The organism is Methyloceanibacter methanicus (assembly GCF_001723285.1).
Lineage (GTDB): Bacteria > Pseudomonadota > Alphaproteobacteria > Rhizobiales > Methyloligellaceae > Methyloceanibacter > Methyloceanibacter methanicus.
In genome coordinates this window covers 143,997-169,317 of record NZ_LPWG01000002.1, presented here as the reverse complement: position 1 = coordinate 169,317, position 25,321 = coordinate 143,997, and the positions used below count along the sequence as shown (strand labels likewise).

Annotated in this window: 22 protein-coding genes, 1 tRNA gene and 2 pseudogenes; 7 read left to right on the top strand and 18 right to left on the bottom strand. The window is 65.5% G+C overall.

Annotation, left to right across the window (positions count from 1 at the left end; all coding sequences use genetic code 11):
- Positions 1-93: 93 nt before the first annotated feature.
- Entirely contained in the window at positions 94-843 is a 750-nt protein-coding gene (locus AUC68_RS01385) for a ParB/RepB/Spo0J family partition protein (RefSeq protein WP_342027242.1), read from the top strand.
- Between the two features lie 52 nt (positions 844-895).
- On the opposite strand, the pseudogene pyrE reads toward AUC68_RS01385, so the two are convergent.
- The 4 genes and pseudogenes from pyrE to leuS all read right to left on the bottom strand — a co-directional run bounded on the left by pyrE (position 896) and on the right by leuS (position 5,789).
- Positions 896-1,413 (bottom strand): annotated as a pseudogene (gene pyrE, locus AUC68_RS01380) (orotate phosphoribosyltransferase).
- A 238-nt stretch (positions 1,414-1,651) separates the two neighbouring features.
- Positions 1,652-2,560 carry a DNA polymerase III subunit delta gene (holA, locus tag AUC68_RS01375; protein WP_083240284.1) on the bottom strand — a complete coding sequence of 303 codons (909 nt, stop codon included), beginning with the start codon at positions 2,558-2,560 and terminating at the stop codon, positions 1,652-1,654.
- A gap of 100 nt (positions 2,561-2,660) precedes the next feature.
- Entirely contained in the window at positions 2,661-3,050 is a 390-nt protein-coding gene (locus AUC68_RS01370) for an LPS assembly lipoprotein LptE (protein WP_158008195.1), read from the bottom strand.
- Between the two features lie 120 nt (positions 3,051-3,170).
- Positions 3,171-5,789, bottom strand: coding sequence for a leucine--tRNA ligase (gene leuS / locus AUC68_RS01365; RefSeq protein ID WP_069436001.1), 2,619 nt, complete (start codon positions 5,787-5,789; stop codon positions 3,171-3,173).
- A 147-nt stretch (positions 5,790-5,936) separates the two neighbouring features.
- Between leuS and AUC68_RS01360 the strand changes: the two genes are divergently transcribed.
- A complete protein-coding gene (locus AUC68_RS01360; RefSeq protein WP_069436000.1) occupies positions 5,937-6,632 on the top strand; it encodes a YggS family pyridoxal phosphate-dependent enzyme in 696 nt (231 codons plus the stop codon).
- 15 nt (positions 6,633-6,647) lie between these two features.
- On the opposite strand, the gene AUC68_RS01355 is transcribed toward AUC68_RS01360, so the two are convergent.
- Positions 6,648-7,193 (bottom strand): L,D-transpeptidase family protein, encoded by a 546-nt coding sequence (locus tag AUC68_RS01355; RefSeq protein ID WP_141701031.1) that lies wholly within the window; start codon positions 7,191-7,193, stop codon positions 6,648-6,650.
- 116 nt (positions 7,194-7,309) lie between these two features.
- Here AUC68_RS01355 and AUC68_RS01350 point away from each other — a divergent pair, with 116 nt between their 5' ends.
- Positions 7,310-7,999 (top strand): response regulator transcription factor, encoded by a 690-nt coding sequence (locus AUC68_RS01350; protein ID WP_069435999.1) that lies wholly within the window; start codon positions 7,310-7,312, stop codon positions 7,997-7,999.
- A gap of 32 nt (positions 8,000-8,031) precedes the next feature.
- On the opposite strand, the gene AUC68_RS01345 is transcribed toward AUC68_RS01350, so the two are convergent.
- The 7 genes and pseudogenes from AUC68_RS01345 to tesB form a co-directional block, all read right to left on the bottom strand.
- A complete protein-coding gene (locus tag AUC68_RS01345; RefSeq protein ID WP_069435998.1) occupies positions 8,032-8,853 on the bottom strand; it encodes an exodeoxyribonuclease III in 822 nt (273 codons plus the stop codon).
- 361 nt (positions 8,854-9,214) lie between these two features.
- Positions 9,215-9,880, bottom strand: coding sequence for a LolA family protein (locus AUC68_RS01340; protein WP_069435997.1), 666 nt, complete (start codon positions 9,878-9,880; stop codon positions 9,215-9,217).
- A 291-nt stretch (positions 9,881-10,171) separates the two neighbouring features.
- Positions 10,172-12,684 (bottom strand): annotated as a pseudogene (locus AUC68_RS01335) (FtsK/SpoIIIE family DNA translocase).
- Between the two features lie 4 nt (positions 12,685-12,688).
- Positions 12,689-13,903 carry an aminotransferase class I/II-fold pyridoxal phosphate-dependent enzyme gene (locus AUC68_RS01330; RefSeq protein ID WP_069435996.1) on the bottom strand — a complete coding sequence of 405 codons (1,215 nt, stop codon included), beginning with the start codon at positions 13,901-13,903 and terminating at the stop codon, positions 12,689-12,691.
- 275 nt (positions 13,904-14,178) lie between these two features.
- Positions 14,179-15,609: an ammonium transporter gene (locus tag AUC68_RS01325; RefSeq protein WP_204376947.1), complete on the bottom strand. Its 1,431-nt coding sequence runs from the start codon at positions 15,607-15,609 to the stop codon at positions 14,179-14,181.
- Positions 15,610-15,626: 17 nt separating this feature from the next.
- On the bottom strand, positions 15,627-15,965 hold the full coding sequence (locus tag AUC68_RS01320) for a P-II family nitrogen regulator (protein WP_045363861.1): 339 nt from the start codon (positions 15,963-15,965) through the stop codon (positions 15,627-15,629).
- A 228-nt stretch (positions 15,966-16,193) separates the two neighbouring features.
- Complete coding sequence (gene tesB / locus AUC68_RS01315) at positions 16,194-17,057, bottom strand: acyl-CoA thioesterase II (protein WP_069435995.1); 864 nt, start codon at positions 17,055-17,057, stop codon at positions 16,194-16,196.
- 163 nt (positions 17,058-17,220) lie between these two features.
- Here tesB and AUC68_RS01310 point away from each other — a divergent pair, with 163 nt between their 5' ends.
- Together AUC68_RS01310 and gluQRS are read left to right on the top strand one after the other, a co-directional pair.
- The gene (locus tag AUC68_RS01310; protein WP_069436102.1) at positions 17,221-18,468 is read left to right on the top strand and encodes an FAD-dependent monooxygenase; all 1,248 of its coding nucleotides are present in this window, start codon (positions 17,221-17,223) and stop codon (positions 18,466-18,468) included.
- Positions 18,469-18,517: 49 nt separating this feature from the next.
- Positions 18,518-19,390 carry a tRNA glutamyl-Q(34) synthetase GluQRS gene (gluQRS, locus tag AUC68_RS01305; RefSeq protein ID WP_069435994.1) on the top strand — a complete coding sequence of 291 codons (873 nt, stop codon included), beginning with the start codon at positions 18,518-18,520 and terminating at the stop codon, positions 19,388-19,390.
- Between the two features lie 27 nt (positions 19,391-19,417).
- Here the strand turns inward: gluQRS and AUC68_RS01300 are convergent, their stop codons facing one another.
- From AUC68_RS01300 to AUC68_RS01285, 4 genes are all read right to left on the bottom strand, one after another.
- Positions 19,418-19,630, bottom strand: a complete 213-nt coding sequence (locus tag AUC68_RS01300) for a Trm112 family protein (RefSeq protein ID WP_069435993.1) — start codon at positions 19,628-19,630, stop codon at positions 19,418-19,420.
- Entirely contained in the window at positions 19,627-20,304 is a 678-nt protein-coding gene (locus tag AUC68_RS01295; protein ID WP_069435992.1) for an LON peptidase substrate-binding domain-containing protein, read from the bottom strand. Before AUC68_RS01295 ends, AUC68_RS01300 begins: the two co-directional genes overlap by 4 nt.
- Before the next feature lie 22 nt (positions 20,305-20,326).
- Positions 20,327-21,241: a thioredoxin gene (gene trxA / locus AUC68_RS01290; protein ID WP_069436101.1), complete on the bottom strand. Its 915-nt coding sequence runs from the start codon at positions 21,239-21,241 to the stop codon at positions 20,327-20,329.
- A gap of 116 nt (positions 21,242-21,357) precedes the next feature.
- Positions 21,358-21,852 carry a prolyl-tRNA synthetase associated domain-containing protein gene (locus AUC68_RS01285; RefSeq protein WP_069435991.1) on the bottom strand — a complete coding sequence of 165 codons (495 nt, stop codon included), beginning with the start codon at positions 21,850-21,852 and terminating at the stop codon, positions 21,358-21,360.
- A 173-nt stretch (positions 21,853-22,025) separates the two neighbouring features.
- Between AUC68_RS01285 and AUC68_RS01280 the strand changes: the two genes are divergently transcribed.
- A tRNA-Gly gene (locus AUC68_RS01280) sits at positions 22,026-22,100 on the top strand.
- A gap of 111 nt (positions 22,101-22,211) precedes the next feature.
- Here AUC68_RS01280 and AUC68_RS01275 read toward each other — a convergent pair.
- Together AUC68_RS01275 and AUC68_RS01270 are read right to left on the bottom strand one after the other, a co-directional pair.
- On the bottom strand, positions 22,212-23,366 hold the full coding sequence (locus tag AUC68_RS01275) for a peptidoglycan-binding protein (protein ID WP_069435990.1): 1,155 nt from the start codon (positions 23,364-23,366) through the stop codon (positions 22,212-22,214).
- Positions 23,363-24,307: a L,D-transpeptidase family protein gene (locus AUC68_RS01270; RefSeq protein ID WP_204376946.1), complete on the bottom strand. Its 945-nt coding sequence runs from the start codon at positions 24,305-24,307 to the stop codon at positions 23,363-23,365. The genes AUC68_RS01275 and AUC68_RS01270 overlap by 4 nt, the downstream gene beginning before the upstream one ends.
- Positions 24,308-24,692: 385 nt before the next feature.
- On the opposite strand from AUC68_RS01270, the gene AUC68_RS01260 reads away from it, so the two are divergent.
- Positions 24,693-25,304 carry a LemA family protein gene (locus AUC68_RS01260; RefSeq protein WP_069436100.1) on the top strand — a complete coding sequence of 204 codons (612 nt, stop codon included), beginning with the start codon at positions 24,693-24,695 and terminating at the stop codon, positions 25,302-25,304.
- The last annotated feature ends 17 nt before the right edge of the window (positions 25,305-25,321 follow it).

The following is a 25,321-nucleotide window of genomic DNA, read 5'->3' as shown; positions in this document are numbered from 1 at the left end:
GAAGCGATTGGGCCGGAGCCTCGCCTCCCTGATCGGGGACGAGGCGGACGAGGGCGTCACGTCCGACGAGCAGCGGGCGGTGCCCCTGTCGGCGTGAAGGCGAGTTCCTACAACCCGCGACGCGATTTTTCCGACGCGCAACTCGACGAGCTCGCCGCCTCCATTCGCGAGCGCGGCCTAGTGCAGCCCCTGGTCGTCCGTCCCAAGGGCCGTGACAGCTACGAGATCGTCGCCGGCGAGCGGCGCTGGCGCGCGGCGCAGCGGGCCAACCTCCATGAAGTTCCGGTTATCATCCGTACACTGACGGATCAGGAAGCGATCGAGATCGCCATCATCGAGAACGTTCAGCGCGAAGACCTCAACGCCATCGAAGAGGGTGAGGGCTATCAGGCGCTGATGCAGGGCCACGGCTACACCCAGGAAGACCTCGCCAAGGTGATCGGCAAGAGCCGCAGCCACCTCGCCAATACGCTCCGTCTACTGAAGTTACCGAAGAGCGTCCGCGACCTCGTTCGCAACGGCGATCTGAGCGCGGGCCACGCGCGCGCCTTGATCGGTCGGGACGATGCCGCCCAGCTCGCGCTGCGCATCGTCAAGGAGGGGTTGACGGTGCGTCAGGTGGAGGCTCTGGCCCAGGAGCAGAAGTCGAACGGCAAGGCGAAGACGAAGCCCGCTAAGGACGCCAACACGCGCGCGGCCGAATCCGAGTTGCACGAGGCGTTGGGGCTGCGGGTCGAGATCAAGAGCGGGCGCGGCGAACGCGGCGAGCTTCGCATTCGCTATACGAACTTCGACCAGCTCGAAGACTTGCGCGAACGGCTGATGCGGATGCCCCGCCGCTAGTTCGAATAGTGGCCAACGGACGCAATACGCCGCATACAGACTATTGTTCGGACTAAGCTCCGAGAAACTCTTCGGCCTTGAACAGGGACTTGAACGGCACGCCCGCTTGCGCGTAGAGCGCGGCGGCGCCCTCGCCCCGGTCGAGGATCGAGATGACGAGCGACACCTTGGCGCCCGCGTCCTCGACGGCTTTGACCGCGTCCATGGCCGAACCGCCCGTGGTCGTGACGTCCTCGAGGATCACCACGGTCTTGCCCGCGATGTCGTTTCCGTCGACCCGCTTCTTGGTGCCGTGGTCCTTGACGGCCTTGCGGACGAAGAAGCCCGGAAGGTGGCGCCCAAAGGCCCGGGACTCATCGCGACCGGGGCGATCAACGGAACCGCACCCATCTCGAGACCGCCCACGGCGTCCGCCTCGACGCCCTCGAGCTCACGGAGAATGAGATCGGCCATCAGGTCCGCGCCGTCGGGATCCAGCATGGCCGGCTTCATGTCGAAATAGAAATCGCTCTCCTTGCCCGAGGCGAGCACCACCCGCCCGCGGCGGAACGCGCGCGCTTGCAGCAGCATGAAGAGCTTGTTGCGGCGTCGAACGTTTCGGGGTCTTGTGCTGCGGCCTGGTGGTCCATTGCGCGTTCCTCTGCTCGTGCGGCGCTCTGGCCGTGGTTCGTTCCTGGCCGCAAGGGACCTATGCATAAGAACGCCGGCGCGTGGCGTCAAACCTTTGAGGCAAGCGCCAACAAGAGCCGCTCGCCGAACGCCGCACCGAGATCCGGCGACCGGCGGGTCCGCCGCACGGCCTCCTGAATCAGGGGCAGGGCGGTCGCCAATCTGCGTGCGCCCCATTTGCGGCAATGGCTGAGAAACATGTCGCGGCGCTGTAGTGCAGGGGCGGCCGAAGCTTCTTGGCGCCGTCCTCCAACGCGCCCCGGTGCGAGGCGACGACATAGAGCTTGGTGAAGTGGCGGGAAAGCGCCGAAAGGGCCGCGGTCCGGTCCGTGCCGGACGCGGCGAGCCGGCCCAACTCGCGCAGCGCGCCGGGCGCATCGCCCGCACTGACCGCGTAGACGAAATTGTCGAGCGCGATCTCCGATGCATCGCCGACGATCGCCGCGACGTCGTCATGGGTTACGTGCCCCGTGCCTTGCGCATAGAGGGCGAGCTTGGCCACTTCGCCTCGCGAGAGCGCCTGATCGGCGCCGAGCCGCGCCATCAGATAGGCCTTGGTGTCCCGGTCGATGCTGAGGTCGCACCTGGCGAGCTCGTCCTCGATCAGGCCCGCGAGGGTTCGCTCGTCCGCATAGCACGGCAGCGCCGCGGCATGCGGCGCCTTCTCGAACAGCTTCCGCAACGCGGAATCGGGACGCAGATTCCCGGCCTCGACGATGAGCGGATTGTCGCTCGGTTCGGCCAGCACGGCCTTGAGCGTGGCGGCGTCGAGGCGTGCCCCGGCGCGCGCGCGGACAACCTTGCCGGAGGCGAACATGGATTGGGTTCGAAGCTCGACCTCGAGCCGGCCTGCGTCGTCTGCGAAATCGCGATCGTCCAGCCGCACCACTTCGCTTCCCTCACCCAGGCGCTCGGCGAACACCCGGGTCAGGGCCGTGGCGCGCTCGGACACCAGACCCGCATCGGGGCCGTAGACGAGCACGGCCCGGCACGCGGGGTCGGGCGCTGAGAGGAATCGCGGGACGGCGGCGGCTTTGTAGGCGACCATGGGTAACGGCGAACCGGGTCTCGGTAAGCAAGTGGCTTGGCGGATACGGGGGTGTCGTCACCCGCACGCCTTCAGGATGCCGCAACAGCTGTGCGGCGGACTACGTCGTCGCAAGATACGCTGCGATCTGACTCTTGATACTCTCGGAAATCGTCTCGGCCGCGCGATCCTCCGCGTTATACCGGGCCCGGACATTCGCGAACACTTCCTGGAATCGCGAGTAGGGCGCCCGCGAGATGGCCTTCCCTTTGTGGCGGACCTTGCCGGTCGCCGTGTCGACGAGCGTATAGGTCGCCTGGAGCTGATAGACTTGGCCTTGCGCGTTACCCGTGACCTGAACAAGCTGCTGAATATCCTGCTCGCGCAAGACGACATTGAGCTTGTACCGCGGCGCGGCCGCATGGCCTCCGCCGGTATTTGAGAAGATCAGTTCGTTGCGGACCTTCTGCCCCACGCGCCCGGGGATCGGCTGCACGTCGACCGACGACATCGCCTCCGAGAGCCGCGTCCCGCTGGCGGTTGTCGTGTTGGTGCCGTAGAGCGGCCGAAAGCCACACCCCGCCAGGGCCAGCCCGGCGCTGCGGCGACCGCAACAACAGCGAGTGCGCGACTACGCGACCACATTGACGATCCTCTGTGGTACGACCACGATCTTCCGAATATCCCGTCCCTCAATGGCGCGCGCGACTGCATCCAGCGCAAGCGCCGCAGCCTCAATATCTTCCTTCGCGGCGTCTCGTGCAATCGTCAATTCGCCCCGCCTCTTGCCGTTGACCTGGACGGCGATGGTCACCGTGTCCTCGGCCAGAAGCGCCGGGTCCGCCTCGGGCCATGCCTGTTCTGCAACAAGTCCTTGATTTCCGAGAATTTCCCAACATTCCTCGGCCAAATGCGGGACCATCGGCGCCGCCAGCCGTACCAGGGTCTGCGCCGCCTCGCGGATGGCGAATTCCAGACCCGGATCGGGTGCCTCCGCCGCCGAACTGGTCTGCAGCCCCGACGATAGGGCGCTCGCCAGCTCGTAAATCTGGGCCACGGCCGAATTGAAGCGCAGCCGCTCGACGGCGCCGGTGACGGCCGCGATGGTCTTGTGGGTGGCGCGGCGCAGCGCCAAAGCGTCGGCGTTCAGATCGGCCGGGCAGGCCGTGCCGGCCGGCGCGCCCCTCTCGGCCGCTTCGCCCGCCAGCCGCCACACGCGCTGCACGAACCGGTGGGCGCCATCGACGCCGCCTGCGGTCCATTCGATATCGCGCTCGGGCGGCGTATCGGACAACATGAACCACCGCGCCGTATCGGCCCCGTAGGCGCTGATGATGTTGTCCGGGTCGACTACGTTCTTCTTGGATTTCGACATCGACTCGACGGCACCGACGGTCACAGGCGCGCCCGTTGAGACGTGTACGGACTTTCCGCCGCGGCTCGTGACCTCCTCCGGAAAGAGCCACTTGCCGGCCTCGTCTTTGTAGGTCTCGTGTGTGACCATGCCTTGGGTGAAGAGGCCCCGGAAGGGCTCGTCGAGCGCGGCGTAACCCGTCTTGTGCATGGCCCGCGTGAAGAAGCGCGCATAGAGGAGATGCAAGATCGCATGCTCCACCCCGCCGATATATTGGTCCACCGGCAGCCAATAGCCGACCGCGTTCGCGTCGGTCGGCACGGGCGCCCGCGGCGAACAGAACCGCGCGAAATACCAGGACGAATCGACGAACGTGTCCATGGTGTCGGTCTCGCGCTGAGCCGGGCCGCCGCATTTGGGGCAGGTCACGTGCTTCCAGGTCGGATGCCGGTCGAGCGGATTGCCGGGGACGTCGAACGTCACGTCCTCGGGCAATTGCACCGGCAAGTCCGCGTCCGGCACCGGCACGAGGCCGCAAGCCTCGCAATGGATCATCGGGATCGGACAGCCCCAATAGCGCTGCCGGGAAATGCCCCAGTCGCGCAGGCGGAATTGCGTCTTGCGCACGCCTTGCGGTGCGCCGCCGACCTGCCGCGCTTCGAGCCGGTCCGCCATGGCGTGCTTGGCGTCCACGACCGCAAGCCCGTCGAGGAAGCCCGAATTGAAAAGCGTTCCGTCGCCCGTATAGGCCTCCTCTCCGATTTCGAAGGAGGCGGGGTCGGCGCCGGGCGGAAGCACGACAGGCAAGACCGGGCGTCCATAGGCCCGGGCAAATTCCAGGTCGCGTTGATCGTGCGCGGGACAGCCGAAAATCGCGCCCGTGCCGTAGTCCATGAGGATGAAGTTGGCGATATAGACCGGGAGCTCGGCGCCCTCGATCACCGGGTGGGCGACACGGACGCCCGTATCGAAACCCTTCTTCTCCTGGGTCTCGATCTCGGCGGCGCTGGTTCCGTGCCGATGGCATTCGTCGATGAACGCTTGCGCGTCGGCATTGTCGGCGGCGATCGCCCGAGCCAGCGCGTGATCGGGCGCGATGGCGACGAAAGAGGCGCCGAAGAGCGTGTCGGGGCGCGTGGTGAACACCTCGATCGTCTCGAACCCTTGTGGGGCCGAGCCCGGTGCCGTCTCGAATTTCAGGAGCAACCCTTCGGAGCGCCCGATCCAGTTGGCCTGCATCAGGCGGACCTTGTCCGGCCACCGGTCGAGTGTCTCGAGGGCATCCAGCAAGTCTTGCGCATAGTCCGTGATCTTGAAAACCCATTCGGGCTGCTCGCGCTGCTCGACCAGCGCGCCCGAGCGCCAGCCGCGCCCGTCAATGACCTGCTCGTTGGCGAGCACGGTGTTGTCGACAGGGTCCCAATTCACCTTGCGCGTCTTGCGGTCCACGAGCCCGGCCGCAAGCATGTCCAGGAACAGCTTCTGCTGCTGGTGGTAGTACGCGAGGTCGCAGGTGGCGATCTCGCGCGACCAGTCCAGCGACAGGCCCATGCTCTTCAGCTGCGCGCGCATGGCCGCGATATTGTCGTAGGTCCAACGTGCCGGGATGGATGCCCCGCTCGATGGCGGCGTTCTCGGCCGGGAGCCGAAGGCGTCCCAGCCCATGGGGTGCAAGACGTTGTAGCCGCGCGCGCGCATGAAGCGCGCCACCACGTCGCCCATGGTGTAGTTCCGCACATGGCCCATATGGATGCGGCCCGACGGGTACGGAAACATCTCGAGCACGTAGTATTTCGGGCGCGCCGCGTCCTCGTGCGCCTCGAACAGGCCCTTCTCGTCCCAGGCCTTCTGCCAATGTTTTTCGCGTGCCGGCGCGTCGTAGCGGTCCGCGGCCATTCTCACCCCATCCGTCAGTCGATTGCGCGGCAATCGAAACCAATTCGCCAACAGGGTCAAGCACGCTGAAAGCGCGCGTTGCCACAGGTCACGCCATAGCTGGACATGGTCGCCGCCGCCGCTAATGATGGGCCCTAGGTATCCCGCATGACCGCAGAAAGCCACTCCGCCGCCGAAATTCCGTCGCGCCTCGACCAGGTCAGGGAGGACATCCGTCTCGCCTGCCGGGCCGCCGCGCGTCCGGCCGATGCCGTGAAGCTCGTGGCGGTGAGCAAGACCATGCCCGCCGCCGCGGTGGAGCAGGCGATCGAGGCGGGCCAGCGCGTCTTCGGCGAGAACCGCGTGCAGGAGGCATATGGCAAATGGCCGGCGCTGAAAGACCTCCATCCGGGCCTGGAGCTGCATCTCATCGGCCCGCTCCAGACCAACAAGGTCAAGGAGGCGGTTGCCCTGTTCGACGTCATCGAGACGGTGGACCGGCCGAAGCTGGCCCGGGCCCTTGCCGAGGAGATGGAGCGCGTGGGCAGGCGTCCCCGCTGCTTCGTCCAGGTCAATACGGGCGAGGAACCGCAAAAGGCCGGGATCGCACCGGACGAGGCGGCCGAATTCGTCGCCCTCTGCCGCGAGACGTTCGGCCTGCCTGTGGTCGGCTTGATGTGCATTCCGCCGCTGGATGAGGAACCGGCCATGCATTTCGCGCTGCTGGCCAAGCTCGCAAAGGAATCGGGTCTCGACGAGCTCAGCATGGGCATGAGCGGCGACTTCGAAACGGCGATTGCATTTGGGGCGACCTATGTCCGGGTCGGCACGGCGATCTTCGGCGCCCGCGTCCTGCTCGAGTAGCCCGCGCCGCGATGCCTAGGGCTGGACGAGGAAGCCACCGCCGGCCCGCAATTGGGCGAGCACGGCCCGCAGATCCTTGTACGAAAAGGCGATGCAGCCTTCGGTCGGCGTATAGCCCGGGCGCGCCAGGTGCACGAAAATCGCGCTGCCGCGGCCGCGCACACGGGGCCGGTCGTTGTAGCCGAGCACCAGCACCACATCGTAGAGGGCGTCGGCGCGCATCATGGTCTCGGTGCTCTGTCCATAGGGACACCGCACAGGCCGGTTGTAGTTCCGGTCGCCGGGGTCGTCGCACCAGCCGTCGTCCGCGCGGATCGGCCGGACGGGAAACGGGACCCTCGGCCGGGGAACGCGGTCCGCCCGGTAGAGCACCCGGCGAACGGGCAGACAGCCGATCGGCGTCCCGCCGTCGCCTTCGCGTTTCAGGGGTTTGATCCCGCCATAGCCGAGGGCCGCGCGCCGGATGCCATGGGCCAGTTGAACACGGGCCTCGGTCGGGCGCCCCGGCGCCCGCCGGACGATGATGGGCTTTGGCCGCTTCACGCCCGCTTCCGCCTCCATTCGCCAATTCGCCAAAGAATCGATATGCTTGTGGCGTCGCCGCGCCCCCCTTAAAAGCATGTATCGAGAAAGTATCCTGCCGTCGACCGACGAAAGACTTTTGGAAGGACCTGCCAATGAGCAATGCGCGCAAGATTCTCATCATCGACGATGACGATGAGCTGCGCGAGTCCTTGAGTGAGCAGTTGTCGCTTCATGAGGAGTTCGAGACCGAACTCGCCTGCACCGCTCAGGACGGGCTCAAATTGGCCCGCAACGGCCATGTGGATCTGGTCCTGCTCGATGTGGGCCTACCCGATCTTGACGGGCGCGAAGCCTGCAAGCTGTTGCGGCGTGGCGGGTTCAAGGGGCCCGTCATCATGCTCACGGGCCAGAGCTCCGACGCCGACACCATTTTGGGCCTGGAGTCCGGCGCCAACGACTACGTCACCAAGCCCTTCCGGCTCGGCGTCCTCCTGGCCCGGATCCGCGCCCAGCTGCGGCAGCACGAGCAGAGCGAGGATGCCGTGTTCACCATCGGGCCCTACACGTTCAAGCCCGCCTCGAAGCTTCTGCTGGACTCGAACGGCGGCAAGAAGATCCGGCTGACCGAGAAAGAGACGTCGATCCTGAAATATCTCTACCGCGCCGGCGAGCGGGTGGTGACGCGCGACGTCCTGCTGCACGAGGTCTGGGGTTACAACGCAGGCGTCACGACCCATACGCTCGAGACCCACATCTATCGGCTGCGCCAGAAGATCGAGAAGGATCCGTCCCAGGCCGAACTTCTGATCACCGAGACGGGCGGCTACAAGCTGGTCCCTTGACGGCTCATTGGGCCCCGGCGCTTGGCGGCGCCTCAATCGAGTTCGAAGTCCGAAATCACCGGAACATGGTCGGAGGTGCGTTCCCAGTCGCGCGTCTCCTCGAGCACCCGCATGGACACGGCCGCGCCGTCCAGAGCGGGGGTCGTCCAGATGTGGTCGAGGCGGCGTCCCCGGTTGGAAACGCGCCAATCGCGATTGCGATAGCTCCACCAGGTGAACAGCGTGTCCTCGGGCGGCACATGACGGCGCATCACGTCGATCCAGTCGTGCGACGCCAGCACCTGCGCCATCCGCTCCGTTTCGGGCGGCGTGTGACTGACCACTTTGAGAAGCTGCTTGTGGGACCAAACGTCGGTGGGCAGCGGTGCCACGTTGAGATCGCCCACGAGGATCAGCCGGTTCTTCGCTTTCGTCTTGTGCGCGCCCGACCAGGCCGTCAGGGCGTCGAGGAAGTCGAGCTTGTGCTTGAACTTGGCGTTCGCGACCGGGTCCGGGACATCCCCGCCCGCCGGCACATAAAAATTGTGCAATGTCAGAGGTTTGCGGTCCGCGCCGCCCTCATCGAGCACTACGGACACATGGCGCGCGTGCCCGTCGCCGCAAAGGTCCAGCCGGGCCATCTTCGTCAGCGGGATCTTCGAGACCGTGGCGACGCCGTGATAGCCCTTCTGGCCGCTGACGGCGATATGGGGAAAGCCCATCGCCTCGAAGGCCGCGCGCGGAAACTGGTCGTCCTGGCACTTGATCTCCTGAAGGCACAGCACGTCCGGCTGCTCGGCGCGGACGAACCGTTGCACCAGGTCGAGGCGCAACCGAACCGAGTTGATGTTCCACGTGGCCAGTCTGAAACGCATGATGGGGCTTGCTAGACGTTCCGAAGCGCCCGGGCAATGGCGCAAGCGTGTCGGGGCCCCCTTTTCTGGGGATCGAGCACGCGGAGCCCGTGGGGCGGCAAAGGTAATGGGGCGGGCAAGGAAAAAGGCGTCCAACCGCTGCGCGGGGTTGGACGCCTAAAGCGCGTTCTTCGCGCGAGCCGGGAGGGAAGCCGGCTCGAGCAGACCACATCTTCGGCTAGACGGGGGGCACTGCCGATAAAAGCGATGCGGTCCGCTTCTGATCCAGAGATATGCAGTTCCAGCGGCGACTTCAAGACTTCACGCGCGGAAAACTTAATAACTTGTAAAGACGTTGAGGATGCGCCGATAACCCTTTGAGTTACCCGCCCATTCTAAAGGGCGTGCTCGGCGCTTCCTTGAATTTGAACCAATATGGAGGTCTTTTTCTGCCCGCCACGAGGCTGTCGACCGTCACCCGCGTGGTCAGCCCTTGCGCGTCGGTGATCGTCCATTCCCGCAATTGCAGCTCTGAGCCGGAGTTGAACGAGAGCTTGATATGGCCGGCCGTGCCCTTCTGGTCCTCAAGCGTGATGGCGAGGACGCCATCGTCGCGCTCCACGCCAATAATCCTTGCATCCCGCCCCAGATCGACGTTCTGGGTGAGCAGCAGCCGGAAGGGCGTCGATCTGATGGGATATTTCTCCAGAGTCTTTAGGCTCTTGTCCTGGATGCCGAGAGAGTGCCCGTCGGCAATGATCTGAAGCGGGCTCGGCGGCTCGTAGTCGAACCGGATCTGTCCGGGCCGCAAAACGTAGAAGCGCCCGCGCGTGCGCTTGTTGCTGGCATCGGTTTGCTCGAAATTGCCTTCGAGCCGAGTCAGGCCATTAAAGTAGGCGTTGATCTTGTTGACGGCCGCCTCTTGCTGCTTGCCGATCAGCGGGGTGGGCCCTTTCGCCGAATCGACGGCCACTTGCCAGCTCTCGCCCTCGTCGATCGTCGGAGGCACGATTTCTTCGACCGGCGCGGCATTCTCGACCGGGACCACCTCTTGGCCGATGCTGGGCCGGAGGGCTCCTTGGGGTGCGGCTTGGGGCGCCGGGGCCTGCGGGGCGGCACTCTTTGTGACGGTGGTCGAGGACCCTGAGCATGGGCCATACCAATCGCCAGACTCAGGGCAATCGGCAGACCTGCAACGAGAAGTGCAGCGCAGTCTTTGGTCATAAACCCCCCGTCGTCGGAGCCCGCTTCGCGAGGACGTGTGTCGAACCATCTCCAAATAGATTATTCCGCCAAATGTGGTCAACTTATTGGCGCCGAGCCGTTTTGTCGCGGGGGTTTAGTACGGCGCGTCGGCCTCGTCGTTGCCGACCAGGATCTCACGCTTGCCGGCGTGGTTGGCCGCACCGATCAGGCCTTCCTTCTCCATCCGCTCGATCAAGGTCGCGGCACGATTGTACCCGATCCCGAGACGCCGCTGGATATAGCTGGTCGAGACTTTCTTGTCCCGCAGCACCACGGCCACGGCCTGGTCGTAGAGATCGTTGCTGCCGTCGCCGTATTCGGGCGCGCCGTCGCCGTCCCCATCCTCGGAGTCGTCGTCTTCGGTGATGGCATCGAGATAGGCAGGCACGCCCTGCTTCTTCAGATGGCGGACCACCTTCTCCACTTCGTCGTCCGATACGAACGGGCCGTGCACGCGGATGATCCGTCCCCCGCCCGCCATATAGAGCATGTCGCCCTGGCCCAGCAGCTGCTCGGCCCCTTGTTCGCCCAGGATCGTGCGGCTGTCGATCTTGGACGTGACCATGAAACTGATCCGTGTAGGGAAGTTCGCTTTGATGGTACCGGTGATCACATCCACGCTCGGCCGCTGCGTCGCGGTGATCAGGTGGATGCCGGCGGCGCGGGCCATCTGCGCCAGACGTTGAACCGCGGCCTCGATGTCCTTACCCGCGACCATCATGAGGTCCGCCATCTCGTCGACGATGACGACGATGTACGGCATGGCCTCGTAGTTCATCTCTTCCTGTTCGTAGATCGCCTGGCCCGTCTCCCGGTCGAATCCGGTCTGCACCGTGCGCGTCAGGGTCTCGCCCTTGGCCTCGGCTTGGGCGATGCGCGCGTTGTAGCCCTTGATGTCGCGGACGCCGAGCTTGGACATGCGCTTGTAGCGCTCCTCCATCTCGCGCACGGTCCATTTTAGGGCGACTACGGCCTTTTTCGGATCGGTCACCACGGGCGCCAGCAGATGCGGAATGCCGTCATAGACCGACAGTTCCAGCATCTTCGGGTCGATCATGATGAATTTGCACTGCTCCGGCGACAACCGGTAGAGCAGCGATAGGATCATGGTGTTGATGCCGACCGACTTGCCCGAGCCCGTCGTGCCGGCGATGAGAAGATGGGGCATCCGGGACAGGTCGGCCACCATGGGCTCGCCGCCGATCGTCTTGCCGAGCGACAGGGCCAGGCGCGCGTCCGTCTGCTGGAAGTCGGGCGATTCGAAAAGTTCCCGCAGCATGACCATTTCGCGCTGCTCGTTCGGCAGTTCGATACCGATCGCGTTCCGCCCGGGCACGACCGCGACGCGCGCGGCGATGGCGCTCATGGAGCGCGCGATGTCGTCGGCGAGGCCGATCACGCGCGACGATTTGGTCCCGGGGGCGGGCTCCAGTTCGTACAGCGTCACGACGGGGCCGGGCCGCACATTGGTGATCTCGCCCTTCACCCCGAAGTCCTGGAGCACGCCTTCGAGCTCGCGCGCATTCTCTTGCAGGACTTCGTCGCTGATGCCATTGGCGCGGGTCACCCGTGGCTTGGGCTGCAGCAGCTTGACCGAGGGCGGGTCGAATGGCGTCCCGCTCGGCCGCGCGGGACCACGTGTCTGCTTGCGGGCACGCTTGCGCTGCGGCTCCTCGGTGCGTGTGATGCGATAGGCGGGCGCGCCGTCCTCGTCGTCGTAAGGGTCGTCGCCATAGCGATTGTCGACCAGGGGCGCGGGACCGAATGACGGTTCGATCCGCCCATCGTCGTAGGTCAGAAGCTTGGGTTCCTCGCGCGCCCCGTCCCAAGGCTCGTCGTAGCCCTCGGCGTCGGGCTCCAGGTCCTCGTCCGCCTCGAGGTCCTCATCGGCCGCCGTTGCAGCACTGGGCTTGCGGCGGAAGAGGCGGCGCAGGCGGGCAAAGCTATCGATGGCCACGTGCATGCCGGCGCCCACCCAGGCATTGGCCCATTCCTCGGCGGCGCTGGCGCGGGGTGCCCACAAGCCGACCAGTTTCGAAGCGCTGGTGCCGCTTGCGAAGAACAGAAGTCCGAAGCCCGCGATCATGAACACGAGCCCGGCCACGAACGACACGGCCGATTCGGGCAGAAACGGACCGATGACGTGGGCCCCAGCCATGATGAAGTCGCCGAGAATGCCTCCGAGCCCGTTGGGGAGCGGCCAGCTCTTGGGCTGTGGCAGACCGGCGAAGGCCGCTGCCAGCAGCAGGCCGGCAAAGGGCCAGGCCAGAAGGCGGTATTTGATCTTGCCGGGCACCGTGTCGGCGACGAGGTGCCAACCCCAGCCGCAAGCGGCAGGAACATGAAGATCGAGGCGAGGCCCAAGGACTGGATGCCGAGATCGGCGATCACCGCGCCCCAGCCGCCAAGCAGATTGCGTGGTACGACGGGCGTGGCGTTGTTGAGGCTGGGGTCGTGGACGGACCAGGAGGCCAGGGCTACCCAGACGGCGCTCGCGCCCGCGATGAGGGCAAGACCATAGGTGCCGAAGACGAGACGGCGCAGGCCGTGCACGACGGCGCTGGGAAGAAGCCGCCGTCTTGGTGTGGATCTGCCTGTCGCTGCCATTCCTCTAGTCCAATGTGGCGACGATGCGCGCCAGTCCCTCGCGCGTTGTCTCCGCGTCATGCACGAGCGCAAGCCGGACGAAGTCCAGACCGTGATCGGCCCGGCCGCCTTGCGACTTCGTGAGATAGGTCCCTGGGAGAACTTTGACGCCACATCCTTTCCAAAGGGTTTTCGCGGCCCTTTCGCCACCTCCGAAATCGGCCATATTCAGCCAAAGGAAGAAGCCGCCGTCTGGTCGGGCATAGCCGTAGCGGCCCTGAAGAACCGCGTCGGCCACGTCGAAATTGGCCCGGTAGAAGGCCCGGGCCCGCTCCACATGCGCTTCGTCGGCCCAGGCCGCGGCGGAGACATATTGGATCGGCAGGGGGACTTGCGGGCAGGCCACGTTCCGGAAACGCCCGAAAGCCTCGATAAAGACTGGATCACCCGCGATGAAGCCCGACCGCAGGCCCGGAAGACCGGACCGTTTCGACAGGGATTGGAAGGAAAGCACGTTGGCGAGGCTCCCCGTGGCGCCTTGCGCGGTCGCAAGCGCCCCTGGCGGCGGCGCATCCGTGTAGATCTCCGAATAGCACTCGTCGGCGAAAAGCAGAAAATCGTGGGCGCGCGCGAGCCGGATGGCCTTTTCCAGGTAGCCGGGGCTCGCCACGGCGCCTTCAGGGTTGGACGGCGAGCACAGATAGAGGGCGACGCTCCGGTCCAGAAGCCGCCCGTCGATCGCATCGAGATCGGGGAGAAAGCCCGTCTCGGGCCCGGAACGGAGAAACACGGGCTCCGCACCTGCCGCCGCCGCTGCCGCCGCATAGACCTGGTAGAACGGGTTTGGAATGAGAACCACCGGATCGGCGAGATCGGGTCTCCGTGCGCGCGCCGGAAAGATGGCGGAGAACAGCCCTTCCCGCGACCCGTTGAGCGGCAGGACGTGCGAGTTCGGGTCCACAATGCCTTCGAACTCGGGATAGCGCCGCGCGAGCCAATCGCAGATCGCGTCCCGCAAGGCCGGTATGCCGCGAATCGGCGGGTATTTTCCGAACGCCGCCAAGTGCTCCTGCAGCACGGGCCCCACGAAGGGCGGCAAGGGCGTATTGGGCTCGCCGAGCGAAAACAGGATCGGATCGGCGCCGGGCTGCGTGCCCGCCAGCAGCGTGTTGAGGCGCGCGAAGGGCGAGCGGATCAGGGCGTCGAGTGCGGTGCCGGTATCGGCTTCGGTGTGGGACATGGCGGTTCTGCGTGTAGGCCAGCTCGGCGTCTAGGCCAAGTCGGCGTCTAGGCCAAGTCGGCGTCTAGGCTAAGTCGGCGTGTGGGCCGAGCGGGGCGCCGCGGCAATGGCGCCGCTCACGCCTGAGGCCCGCATCGGCCATAGCCAGACACCGCATAAAGAGACCCCGGCGCCGAGGTGACGCCGGGGTCCGAGGTGGAGCTAGAAGTCAAGGGAGGAGGAGACCTAGCTCGAATTCTCCAATGTTCTTGTCCCTCTCAGGTTTGCGCGAAGGCTTACTGGACCGTCTCCCCGTGAAGGTTGATGTCCAGGCCCTCGATTTCGACCGGCTCGCTGACCCGGACGCCCACCAGGATGTTGGTGACGATCAGGATCACGAAGGTCGCGATGGCGCACCACACGATGGTGGCGATGATGCCCCAGAACTGGGTCAGCACCTGGCCGGGATTGCCTTCGAGGAGACCGGCGGTCCCGCCAATCGCTTCGACGGCGAACACGCCCGTCAGGAGGGCACCGACGATACCGCCGACGCCGTGGATGCCCCAGACATCGAGGGAGTCGTCATAGCCGAGCGCCTTCTTCACGGTGGTCGACATGAAGAAGCAGATCAGACCGGAAGCAATACCGATCCAAAGCGCGCCCCAACCGTCGACGAAGCCGCAAGCCGGGGTGATGGCCACGAGACCGGCGATCGCGCCCGAGATGATGCCAAGAACGGAGGGCTTCTTGTGGATGATCCATTCCATGAACATCCAGGCGAGAGCCGCCGCCGCCGTGGCGATCTGGGTTGTCACCATGACCATGCCGGCACCGCCGCTGGCGGCGAGAGCCGAACCGACGTTGAAGCCGAACCAGCCCACCCACAGCAGGGAGGCGCCGATCAGGCTCAGCACCAGGTTATGCGGCGCCATGTTTTCGGTGCCGTAACCGATGCGTTTGCCGAGGAAGATGCAGGTCACGAGACCGGCAACACCGGCGTTGATATGCACCACCGTACCGCCGGCAAAGTCGAGAACGCCGTCTTCCGAAAGGAAGCCGCCGCCCCAGACCCAGTGACAGACCGGCGCGTAGACGATCAGCGACCACAGCACCATGAAGATGCAGACTGCGGAAAACTTCATGCGGTCTGCAAAGGCGCCGACGATCAGAGCCGGGGTGATGGCAAAGAACGTCATCTGGAAGGTGAAGAACACCGTTTCCGGAATGGTTCCGCTCAACGTATCCACGCCGACGCCGGCCAGGAACATCTTCGAGAACCCGCCCACATAGGCATTGAGCGATCCGCCGTCGGTGAAGGCGAGCGAATAGCCGACGATGAACCACACGACCGTCAGCAAACAGACGATCGCGAAGCATTGCATCACGACGGCTAGCACGCCCTTCTTGCGGACCATGCCGCCGTAGAAGAGCGCCAGACCCGGGATCGCCATCATCAGGACAAGAACCGTGGAGGTGAGCATCCAGGCCGTGTCGCCCGAATCGAGGGTCGCTTCAGGCTCCTCACCAGCCCCTTCTTCGGCGAGAGGCTCTTCGGCCGCAGGTGCAGCCTCAGGCTCCGCTTGGGCCAGCCTAAACTCGCCCGTGGTAGCAACCGGCACGTTGGCCGCTTCCGCGGCGTCTCGAGCGATTGCCGGGTCGACGTGGGTGAGCGCAAGCAAGGCGAGCGCCGCGACCACGCCGAACATGTATTTGGCAAAGGTCGTCATCTTCAACTTTCCCCCAATCACAGTGCAGATTCGTTGGTTTCGCCGGTGCGAATGCGCACCGTTTGCTCGACGGGAACGACGAAGATCTTGCCGTCGCCGATCTGACCGGTCTTCGCCGCGGCGACGATCGCGTCCACAGCGTTGTCGACCATCTTGGCAGGCACCACGACCTCGATCTTGATCTTCGGCAGGAAGTTCACGGCGTACTCGGCGCCGCGATAGATTTCCGTATGGCCTTTCTGCCTCCCGTAGCCTTTGACCTCTGTAACGGTCATGCCTTGCAGTCCAAGCTCTGTGAGGGCTTGGCGCACCTCGTCGAGCTTGAATGGCTTGATGATTGCCATCACCAGCTTCATCTGTTTGAGCCCTCCTTATTTGACGGCCGTCTGGGCGGATGTCGCCGCAGCTTCAGCCGTTGGAACCCGTTAACAGAGTCAAGCTGCGTGCCAAGTCTGCGGGAAAGCAGGCAAGCCTTTGGTTTTACGGAAATTTCACCAAGCTGCCCCCCAGGTGCGTATGGGTTGAGCAACAGCGTTGCGCCCAGATTGAGGGCAAATCCATTGAAATGCCTAAAAAGTAGGCGGCTATGACGTTGTGATTTCGCGCACCAGCCCCTCTTGGGCTGTGGAGGCAACCAGCCGCCCGTCCCGCGTGTAGAAGATGCCCCGGCAAAAAGCGCGTGCCCCCCCTGAAAAGGGGCTGTCTTGCGCGTACAGGAGCCATTCGTCCGCCCTGAACGGCTGATGAAACCACAGGGCATGGTCGAGACTCGCCAGCATGAGCTCCGGGTCGAAGACGAATCGCCCATGGGCGACGAGCGCCGTATCCAGGAGCGTGAAGTCCGATGCGTAGGCGAGGACGCATTGATGCAGGGCCGGATCGTCGGCCAGAGCCCCGTTGGCCCTGATCCAGATCAGCTGGCTCGCTTCCCGCTTCTGGGGCGTCAAATAGCGCGTTACATCAACGGGCCGCATCTCGATCGGCCTCTCCGCCTGCCAATAGGCTTTGGCCTGAGGCGGCAGGCGATCCATGAACGCTGCGACCACGGCCGCTTCGCTCGGCACGTCCTCGGGCGGCGGCACGTCGGGCATCGCCATCTGGTGCGTCAGGCCCGGCTCGTCCCGGTGAAAGGAGGCCGCCATGGAAAGGATGGCCTGGCCGTGCTGGATCGCCACGACCCGGCGAGTCGAGAAGCTCCTGCCGTCGCGGATTCGATCGACCTCGTAGATGATGGGGACGGCGGGATCGCCGGCGCGCAAAAAATAGGCATGTAGCGAATGGGCGCCGCGGTCCTCGACAGTTTGCTGCGCGGCGACGAGCGCTTGGCCGATAACCTGGCCGCCGAAAACCCGCTGCCACCCGATTTGCGGGCTGAGACCCCGGTAGAGGTTGTGTTCCAAGGGTTCCAAATCGAGGATCGACAGGAGTTGATCGACGGCAGCGCTCATGGACAGGCCTCTTTCGATGTCGTTGGTCTGGGCGGTCGGCCCGGACCATGCCCATAGCAGTTTGCGCGCGGTGGCGAAAAGGCGATCCGTGCCGCGCGGGCATGCGAACGGACGCGGGACGCGAGGAGTGGCGCGGCCGTGCTGGCTCGCCTATAGAGAACCCGTGTCGCACAACGCAGATCAAGACGGCGGTTTCCGCATTGTCATCGCCGGGGGCGGGTTCGCCGGTGGAACGCTGGCCCTGGCACTTGCAAGGTTCGCTCCGAAAACCTGCCGGGTCACGCTGGTCGACGCGGCGTCGCCCGAGGCGCCGCGGGATCCGGACGGCCGGGGGCTCGCGCTTTCGCCGGCTTCGAAGAACCTCTTGACCGCCATTGGGTTGTGGCCCCGCCTGGAGCCGGGCGCGCAATCCATGGACGCCATCGAGATCACCGACAGTCCGCTCAATGCCGCGCTGCGGCCCCATCTTCTCGGCTTTACGGAGGAATTGCGCAACGACGGGGCCAAGGCCTGGCTCGTCGAGGCCGGCGCGCTCCTTGACGCGATCACCGAGGCCGTCGACGCCGATCCGTCGATCGAGGTGATCGCGCCGGACACGGTCGAAGGCTTCGAGACGGACGCGTTCAGTGCCGACATTCATCTCGCCAGCGGCCGGACGGTGCGGGCCGCCCTGATCGCCGCCGCCGACGGCAAGAACTCGCGGGCGCGGACGCTTGCCGGCATCAAGTGCATCGGCTGGACCTATCCCCAGATGGGCATCGTCGCGACGCTCGCTCACGAGCGCCCCCATCAGGGCCGCGCGGTGCAGCATTTCCTCCCGTCCGGCCCCTTCGCGATTCTGCCGCTCAAGGGAAACCGCTCCTCGATCGTCTGGACCGAGGACGCGGACAAGGCGAAGGCGCTCGTGTCGGGCGACCCGGATATGTTCGCGGCCGAACTCGGCCGCCGCTTCGGGCATCGCCTCGGCACGATCTCCCTCGAGGGTCCGGCCCGCGCCTTTCCGCTCGCCTTTCAAATGGCCCGCGCCTTTGTCGGCGACCGGCTGGCGCTGGTCGGCGATGCCGCCCATGTGGTGCATCCGCTGGCGGGGCAAGGACTGAATATCGGGCTTCGCGATGTCGCCGCCCTGGTGGAGGCCGTCACCGACAATGCCCGCCTCGGACTCGATATCGGTTCGGCGACGGCGCTCGGCCGCTATCAGCGCTGGCGCCGATTCGACAGCGCGTTTTCCGGCGCGGTCATGGACGGCATGAACAGGCTGTTCTCGAACGACAGCGCCCCCTTGCGCGCGATCCGCGATCTCGGCATGGGCCTCGTCGATCGGGCGCCCGGGCTGAAACGCTTTCTGGTGCGCGAGGCCGCCGGCGCCACCGGCGACGTTCCGCGCCTGTTGAAGGGCGAGGCCCTCTAAACGCGTGGCGGACCAACCCACGTCCGCTGCAGACAGCTCTGCTCGCGCCATGGCACCGGCTGGTTTCGTCACGCGGTTCGCACCGTCTCCAACGGGACTGCTCCATCTGGGCCATGCCTACTCGGCTCTGACGGCCTGGGATGCGGCCCGGGACGCCGGCGGCGTGTGCCTTCTGCGCATCGAGGATACCGACACGGCCCGTGTGCGCCCGGACCACGAGGCGGCCATCTACGAGGACTTGGCCTGGCTGGGTCTTCGTTGGCCGGAGCCCGTCATGCGCCAATCCGACCGGCGTGTCGCCTACGCGGAGGCGTTGGCGCACCTCGCCGGCCTCGGCGTGACCTATCCGTGCCGCTGTAGCCGCGCCGACATTCGTGCGGCTCTCGCCGCGCCCCAGGAAGGTGCCGGCGCATCGGGCGCCGCGTCCGGCCTCTATCCGGGAACGTGCCGAGGCCGTGCGATGTCGGAAGCCGGACCGTCGGACGCGATCCGGCTCGACCTCGAAAAGGCGCTGGCGCTCACGAAGAACCAAACCCTGCATTGGACCGAGACGGGCCCGTCCCACGCGGGCCGCCACACGCTCGATCCCGATGCTATGCGGGCACACATCGGCGATGTGGTGCTCGCCCGCAAGGATATCGGCACCGCCGCCTATCACCTCGCGGTCGTGGTGGACGATGCGGCCCAGAACGTGACGCACATCGTGCGCGGCGAGGATCTGCTGGAGGCGACGCCGATCCATCGCCTCCTGCAGGCCCTGCTCGAACTGCCGGAGCCGGTTTGGCATCACCATGCCCTTGTCCGCGACGAGGACGGCAAACGACTCGCCAAACGCAACGATGCGCGCGCGATTCGCACCTATCGGGAGGCGGGCCTGACACCGGCCGATGTCCGGCGTCTGTGCGACGAGTCCGCGCGATAATGCACCGAGACCTGCCGGCTCGCGCGCCTAAACGTCGTCCAGCTTGCGCGCTTCCTCGGGCAGCATGATGGGAATGCCGTCGCGGATCGGATAGGCCAGTCCCGCCGCGCGACTGATGAGTTCCTGACGTTCCGCGTCGTAGGCCAAAGACGTTTTCGTCAGTGGACAGACCAAAATCTCCAAGAGCTTGGCGTCGACGGTCCCGCTCTCCTGATTGGGCATATCGTTAGAACCCGTCATTGCAGCGATGTCTCGGAATTGTCGTCGCGCGCGGCCAGCTCCATCTCGGCCAATGCGACCAGGGCGTCGGCCCGGTCTTTCAGGCTCGCGGTCTCGAGAAGCGCCTGCTTCTCTTCGCTGCCGTACGGAGACAGGATCGACAGCGTGTTGACGAGCTGCTCGTTGGCTGCTTCGTTGATCCGGTCCCAGTCCGCATGCAGACCGTTCGTCTCGAGATAGCGCCGCAACGTTGCCAGCAGGCGGACGCGGTCCACGTCGTCCTCTCCAAGGTCCTGGATGAAGTCATCCGCATACGGCATAAAATTCGCGGTAAAGATCCGGAAGGGCATATCCGAGGCGATTTCGTCACCAAGTGCGAAGCGCGATATGCCGGTGAGAGAAATGATCTCGGGTCCGTCGTCTGTCTCGTTGAACGCGGTGATGCGTCCGACGCAGCCGATGTTCCGGACCGGGAAGGATTTTCCTTCCGGCGATTCGGCGCTTCCCGTGTCGCCGGATGGCTGCACCACGCCGATGAGCCGTTCGTTGGCGAGGGCATGATCGACCAGTGCAAGGTAGCGGGGCTCGAACACGTTGAGCGTGAGCGAGGCGCGGGGAAGGAGGATCGCGCCACGCAAGGGAAAGATCGGCACGGTCGTGGGAAGATCGCCAGGGCTGCTATAGGGGCTGGTCATGGAGCGCGCCTCGCGGGCCTCGTCATGCGAACAGCAGCGACGAAAGTCGTTGCCGGCCCGAGGTGGTCGCCGGATCGGCAGGGCCCCACACCTCGAAGAACTGCACGAGCTGTTTCCGGGCTGCGTCGTCGTTCCAGCTGCGGTTCTTGGCGACAATCGCAAGCAGCGCGTCGAGCGCGCCCTCCCGGTCCCCACTCGCATTCAGAGCCAGGGCCAGATCGAATTGCGCTTGAAGGTCGCCGGGCGCTTGCGCCGCCTTCGCGCGGAGCGCGTCCACGTCGCCGGCCTTGTCGGACTTCCGCGCAAGATCGAGCGCCGAGCGGGCGGCGGTAATCGGTGCGCTCTCGGTCTTGTCGGGCGGTGCCAGCGCGAGCGTTTGCTCCGCGCGTTCCAGATCGCCGGTCGTGACGTAGCACTTCGCAAGGCCCGCCAGGGCGTCCATGTTCTCCGGCTCCTCCTGGGATATCCGTCCGAAGATCTGCGCGGCGGCGTTGACGTCGCCGGCTTCGAGAGCCGCCTCGGCGGCCTCCAGTTCCGCGGCACTGCCGACGGTCTCGCCGACGAGCCGGGCGATGAACGCGTTGATCTGCGATTCCGGCAGAGCCCCCATGAAGCCGTCCACGGGACGCCCCTCCTTGAAGGCAAACACGGCGGGGATGGACTGCACGCCCATTTGGCCGGGAATTTCCGGATAGTCGTCGATATTCATCTTCACCAAGGCGACGGCCCCCTTGGTGGCACGAACGGCCTTCTCGAGAACGGGCGTGAGCTGCTTGCAGGGCCCGCACCACGGCGCCCAGAAGTCGACCAGCACGGGCCGGCCCTTCGAGGCCTCGACCACATCGCGCACGAAGTCCTGGGTCGTGGTGTTCTTGATAGTTTCGGCGCCGGGCGCGTCCTCGCCCTCCGCGCCGAGGATCGGGGTATCCATGCTCATACTTGAATCCGTGGGCCGCGGCTGCGACGCGGCATTTTTCGATTGTCTTCCTTGCCTCGAAAGATGGGCCGTCGGCTCGCATTTGGCAACCTTGGCGCCGTGCCCCGCGCCGGAAATCATCGCAGCGGCAGGATTTCCGGCTCGTGCCCGCAGGCGCGCATGAAGCGCAGCAGGTCCGCCGTGGCGAGCCGCGTGGTGGCGCGGTTGTCCAGCGGATGGCAATTCACCTCCGCGAAGGTCAGCAGCGCCTCGTCCACGACCACGGCGGCAAGGGCGGCCGAGCCCGCGTGCAGGAGCGCCAGCGCCGTAACCGAGCCGGGCTCGACCCCCAGCACGGCTCGCATCTGCTCGGGTTTTCCGAAGCTGAAGCGGCCGAGCCCCAACCGCTTGGCGAGGCCCTTGAGATCGACCTTGGTGTCTTCCTTGGCGACGACCAGGACGAGCCGGCCGTCCTTGTCCCGCAAGAACAGGTTCTTCGTGTGGGCGCCAGGGATTGTGCCACGCAAGGCTTGCGACTGTTCGACCGTGAACATGGCCTCGTGCTCGACCGTGACGGAGTCGATGCCCAGCGCCTCCAGATACGCAAAAAGCTTGGCGCGTGCTAAATCCATTGCGTTTGCTGCGCGGTTCCTTTAATGGGAGCCCCTCACCGGGACGGAATTTCAGCCCGGTTGTGGCACGGCGGGCGCAAGTAGACAGTTCGGACGTGATCCACTACAAGGCCACGACGTGGCACGTGACCACCCAGAGACTTGAAATTCAAGACCGAGCGGTGGTTTGGAGTGCGGGTGTAGCTCAGGGGTAGAGCACAACCTTGCCAAGGTTGGGGTCGTGGGTTCGAATCCCATCGCCCGCTCCAATTTTCTCTCATGCAAAGCTGAAGGACGCGCCATCCCGGCGCACGGCGGTCGATGCCGTGCAAGTCCCTACACGGTCAAAGGGCAGACCCGCTCGGCGTGCCCCCTGCGCCCTAGAACTGGAAGAAGCCGCGGCTGCGCCGTGTATAGCGCGGGCTGGTGGACCGCTCCCGCGTGTAGGCCGGGCGCCGCTGGGTGCTGCGCTTGCGCACCGCGCGTCTCGGCGAGGTGCTTGCGCGCTGGACCTTGGCCGCCCTGGTCGTATCCCAGACGAGGAAGTCGGCGCCCTTGGGTAGGGCCGCGGAGTTGATGGCCGTATCGGCAACGATCAGGGACGATCCGGGCGTCAGGCGCTCGGAAATCCTCTGGCGCACATCCGCCGGAATCTCGATCCGGTCGAGGACGGACTCGGCGGTCTCCTTGTCGTTCAGGCTGATCGCGGTCCAGTTCGCCTGGGTGGCGCCCGGCTCGAACTGCATGATCGTGAACAGATGCGTGCCGAGCGGCTTGTCCGGATCGGAGAAGCTCACCGGCGTCGAGAACACACTGGCGAACTTCTGGCGCACGAAGAGCTGCCCCTCCGCCGGCTCTTCCTTGCCGGCCACTTCGTAGACCTTCTTGAACACATCGTCCGTGAACGCGCCGGTCACGGGCATTTCGTTGTCTTTTTGGAACGCCTTGAGGGCCCGGACGGTCGCCGCGCCACGCGTGCCGTCGAAATTCTGCGGGGCCAGATAGCCCATGTCGGACAGCATGTGCTGAATGTCGACCGTGCGGTCCCGCTCGGTGCGCCGCGTGATCAGGATGCGCAGAGGCTCCTGAGAGATCGGCTCGGCTGCCTCGAAGGCCGCGGCCTTCGCGCCGGCGCCGAGACGCGACAGCATCACCGAGGGCCGCGTCGGCGGCAGCGGCGGATGGTCGTTCACGCCAAGAACCGAAAGCGACAGCGCGAGTGGCTGCTGGGCCTTGGCCGCCACGGCGTCGGCCGACACGGTGAGGATCGGCTGCGCGGCCGGCTCGATCTCCGATGCCGTTTCGCCCACGATCGCGGCGATCGGATCGGCGTCCTGGCTCTCCGCGGCGGGGCCCGGCGTGGCCGGCTCCTGCGAAAGCATCTCGGGTGCAACGGCGGCCGATTTGATTTCCGTCGCCTCGGCGTTAGCCGTTTCGGCCTCGGCGCTCTCGGACGCAACGGTCTCGTCGGCGAGAGGCAGCCGGTCTTCCGCTTTGGGCGGGTCGCGGTCCACCAGGCGATCCTGGTGCTTCATGAGTCGTCCGACGTTTCGACCGCCGCGTCGTCATCGCTGATCTGCGCCGGAGATTTGGCCGCAACAGCGTGGGAGCCGCTGCCGATGAACGGCTCGGCCTCCGGATCGATCGCGTGCTGGGTCGTATCCTTGAGCGCGGTCGACCCCCGAAGGGTCTGCGCCGGCGCGATGGAGCCCGTGGTTTCCGGGACCAGCGCCAGTTTCGCGGCGGCCTTGCCCACGATCGGCTTCGGCTGCACGGCTTCCGCCTTGGCGAAGATCAGCGGCAGGCCGAAGGGCTTGGCGCGACCGGTCTCGGCGGGATCGGTCTCGTTGCTGGACTTGCGTATCGGCGCCTGGGACGCATCGTCCCGCGTCATCAACTCGGGCGGCATCGGCGGCGGCAGCGGCTGGAACAGGGCCGGATGCGAGATGGGCTTCGGCGTCACCGCGCTGTGCGCGACGACGACCTGAAGGCCGACTTCGGTCATGGCGAACAGCTTGGGCGCGAAGGAATAGGGCAGGCGGATGCAGCCGTGGGAGGCCGGATAGCCCGGCACCACGCCCGCGTGCAGGGCCGTGCCGGTCCAGGTCAGGCGCTGCATCCAGGGCATGGGCGCGCCGTTGTAAAGGTTCGAATAGTGCCGACGGCGCTTCTCCAGAATGCTGTAGATGCCGGCTTTGGTCGAATGGCCCCGCTTCCCGGTCGAGACGGGCGTCGTCGTGACAAGCGACGTGCCGCGATAGATGTGGGCTTTCTGGTTCGGCAGCGACACCACGATCGTCATGGGGTCGGCGGAGCTGACGAATGCGCCGTCTTCGGCGGAGGCGGGCGCAGCCCAAAGGGCCGCAGCAAGAACCGCCGCGCTCGAAACACTCGAAATTCTCATAAGGGTCCGCATCTCGGCGCCTGCCCGTATTTTCCAGGTCTTACGCCTACGCAACACCGCAACTGCACTCATGAAGAGCCCCCAAAACGACTCACGAATCAGCCTAGAAGAGGCCTTGGAGTTTGACTAGCAAAGCCTTCGGATTGGCTAACGCCCGCGAACACGGACCTCGACGGACGCTTGTTCGCGCGCTTGTGGAAAAAACGCTGATCAACCGCGTAGTTAGTTTGTGCGTGCGGTGCAAAAAGGAAAGGGCCAACGGCCTTTCCGCAGCCGTGCGGCCCGCAGAAAGTTGGCGGCTGTCTCATTCGCGCAACACCCGGCCGGCGCATTGGGGCCGGCGCCCCCCAACAGATTGGGGCCGGCGCCGCCCAACCGTAAGGCGAATCTGCTTGTCACCGGCTGGGGCTACCACTACACGAAGTCAGTGAGAGGGATCGCTCGGAAGGAGACCATCATGCAGGCCTTGGCGCGGATTTGGAACGGGCCCGTCGGCCGGACCGGTATCCTCATGCTCACGGCGGTGTTGCTGGCCGGCTGCGGCATCAACACCATCCCGACACTGGACGAGCGCGCGAAAGCGGCCTGGAGCGAAGTGCTCAACCAATATCAGCGCCGTGCCGACCTGATCCCGAACCTGGTCGAAACCGTCAAAGGCTTCGCCGAGCAGGAAAGCAAGGTGCTCACGGACGTGATCGAGGCGCGGGCCAAGGCATCCCAAGTCAAGATTCCGGACGACATCCTCACGAACAAGGAAGCCTTCGACAAGTTTCAGGAGGCGCAGAACAATCTCTCCGGCGCGCTGGGACGGCTCCTCGTCACGGTCGAGCGTTACCCCGATCTCAAGTCGAACCAGAACTTCCTCGCGCTCCAGTCGCAGCTCGAGGGCACGGAGAACCGGATCGCGATCGCGCGGCGCGATTACATCTCGGCCGTCCGCGACTACAACACCGAACTGCGGACCTTCCCCGGGCGGCTGTGGCACATGGTGCTGTATTCCGACCTGAAGCCCATGCAGAATTTCGCCGTTTCCGCCGACACGATGGAGACTCCCAAGGTGGAGTTCTAAGGCCTCGTCCGCTCCGA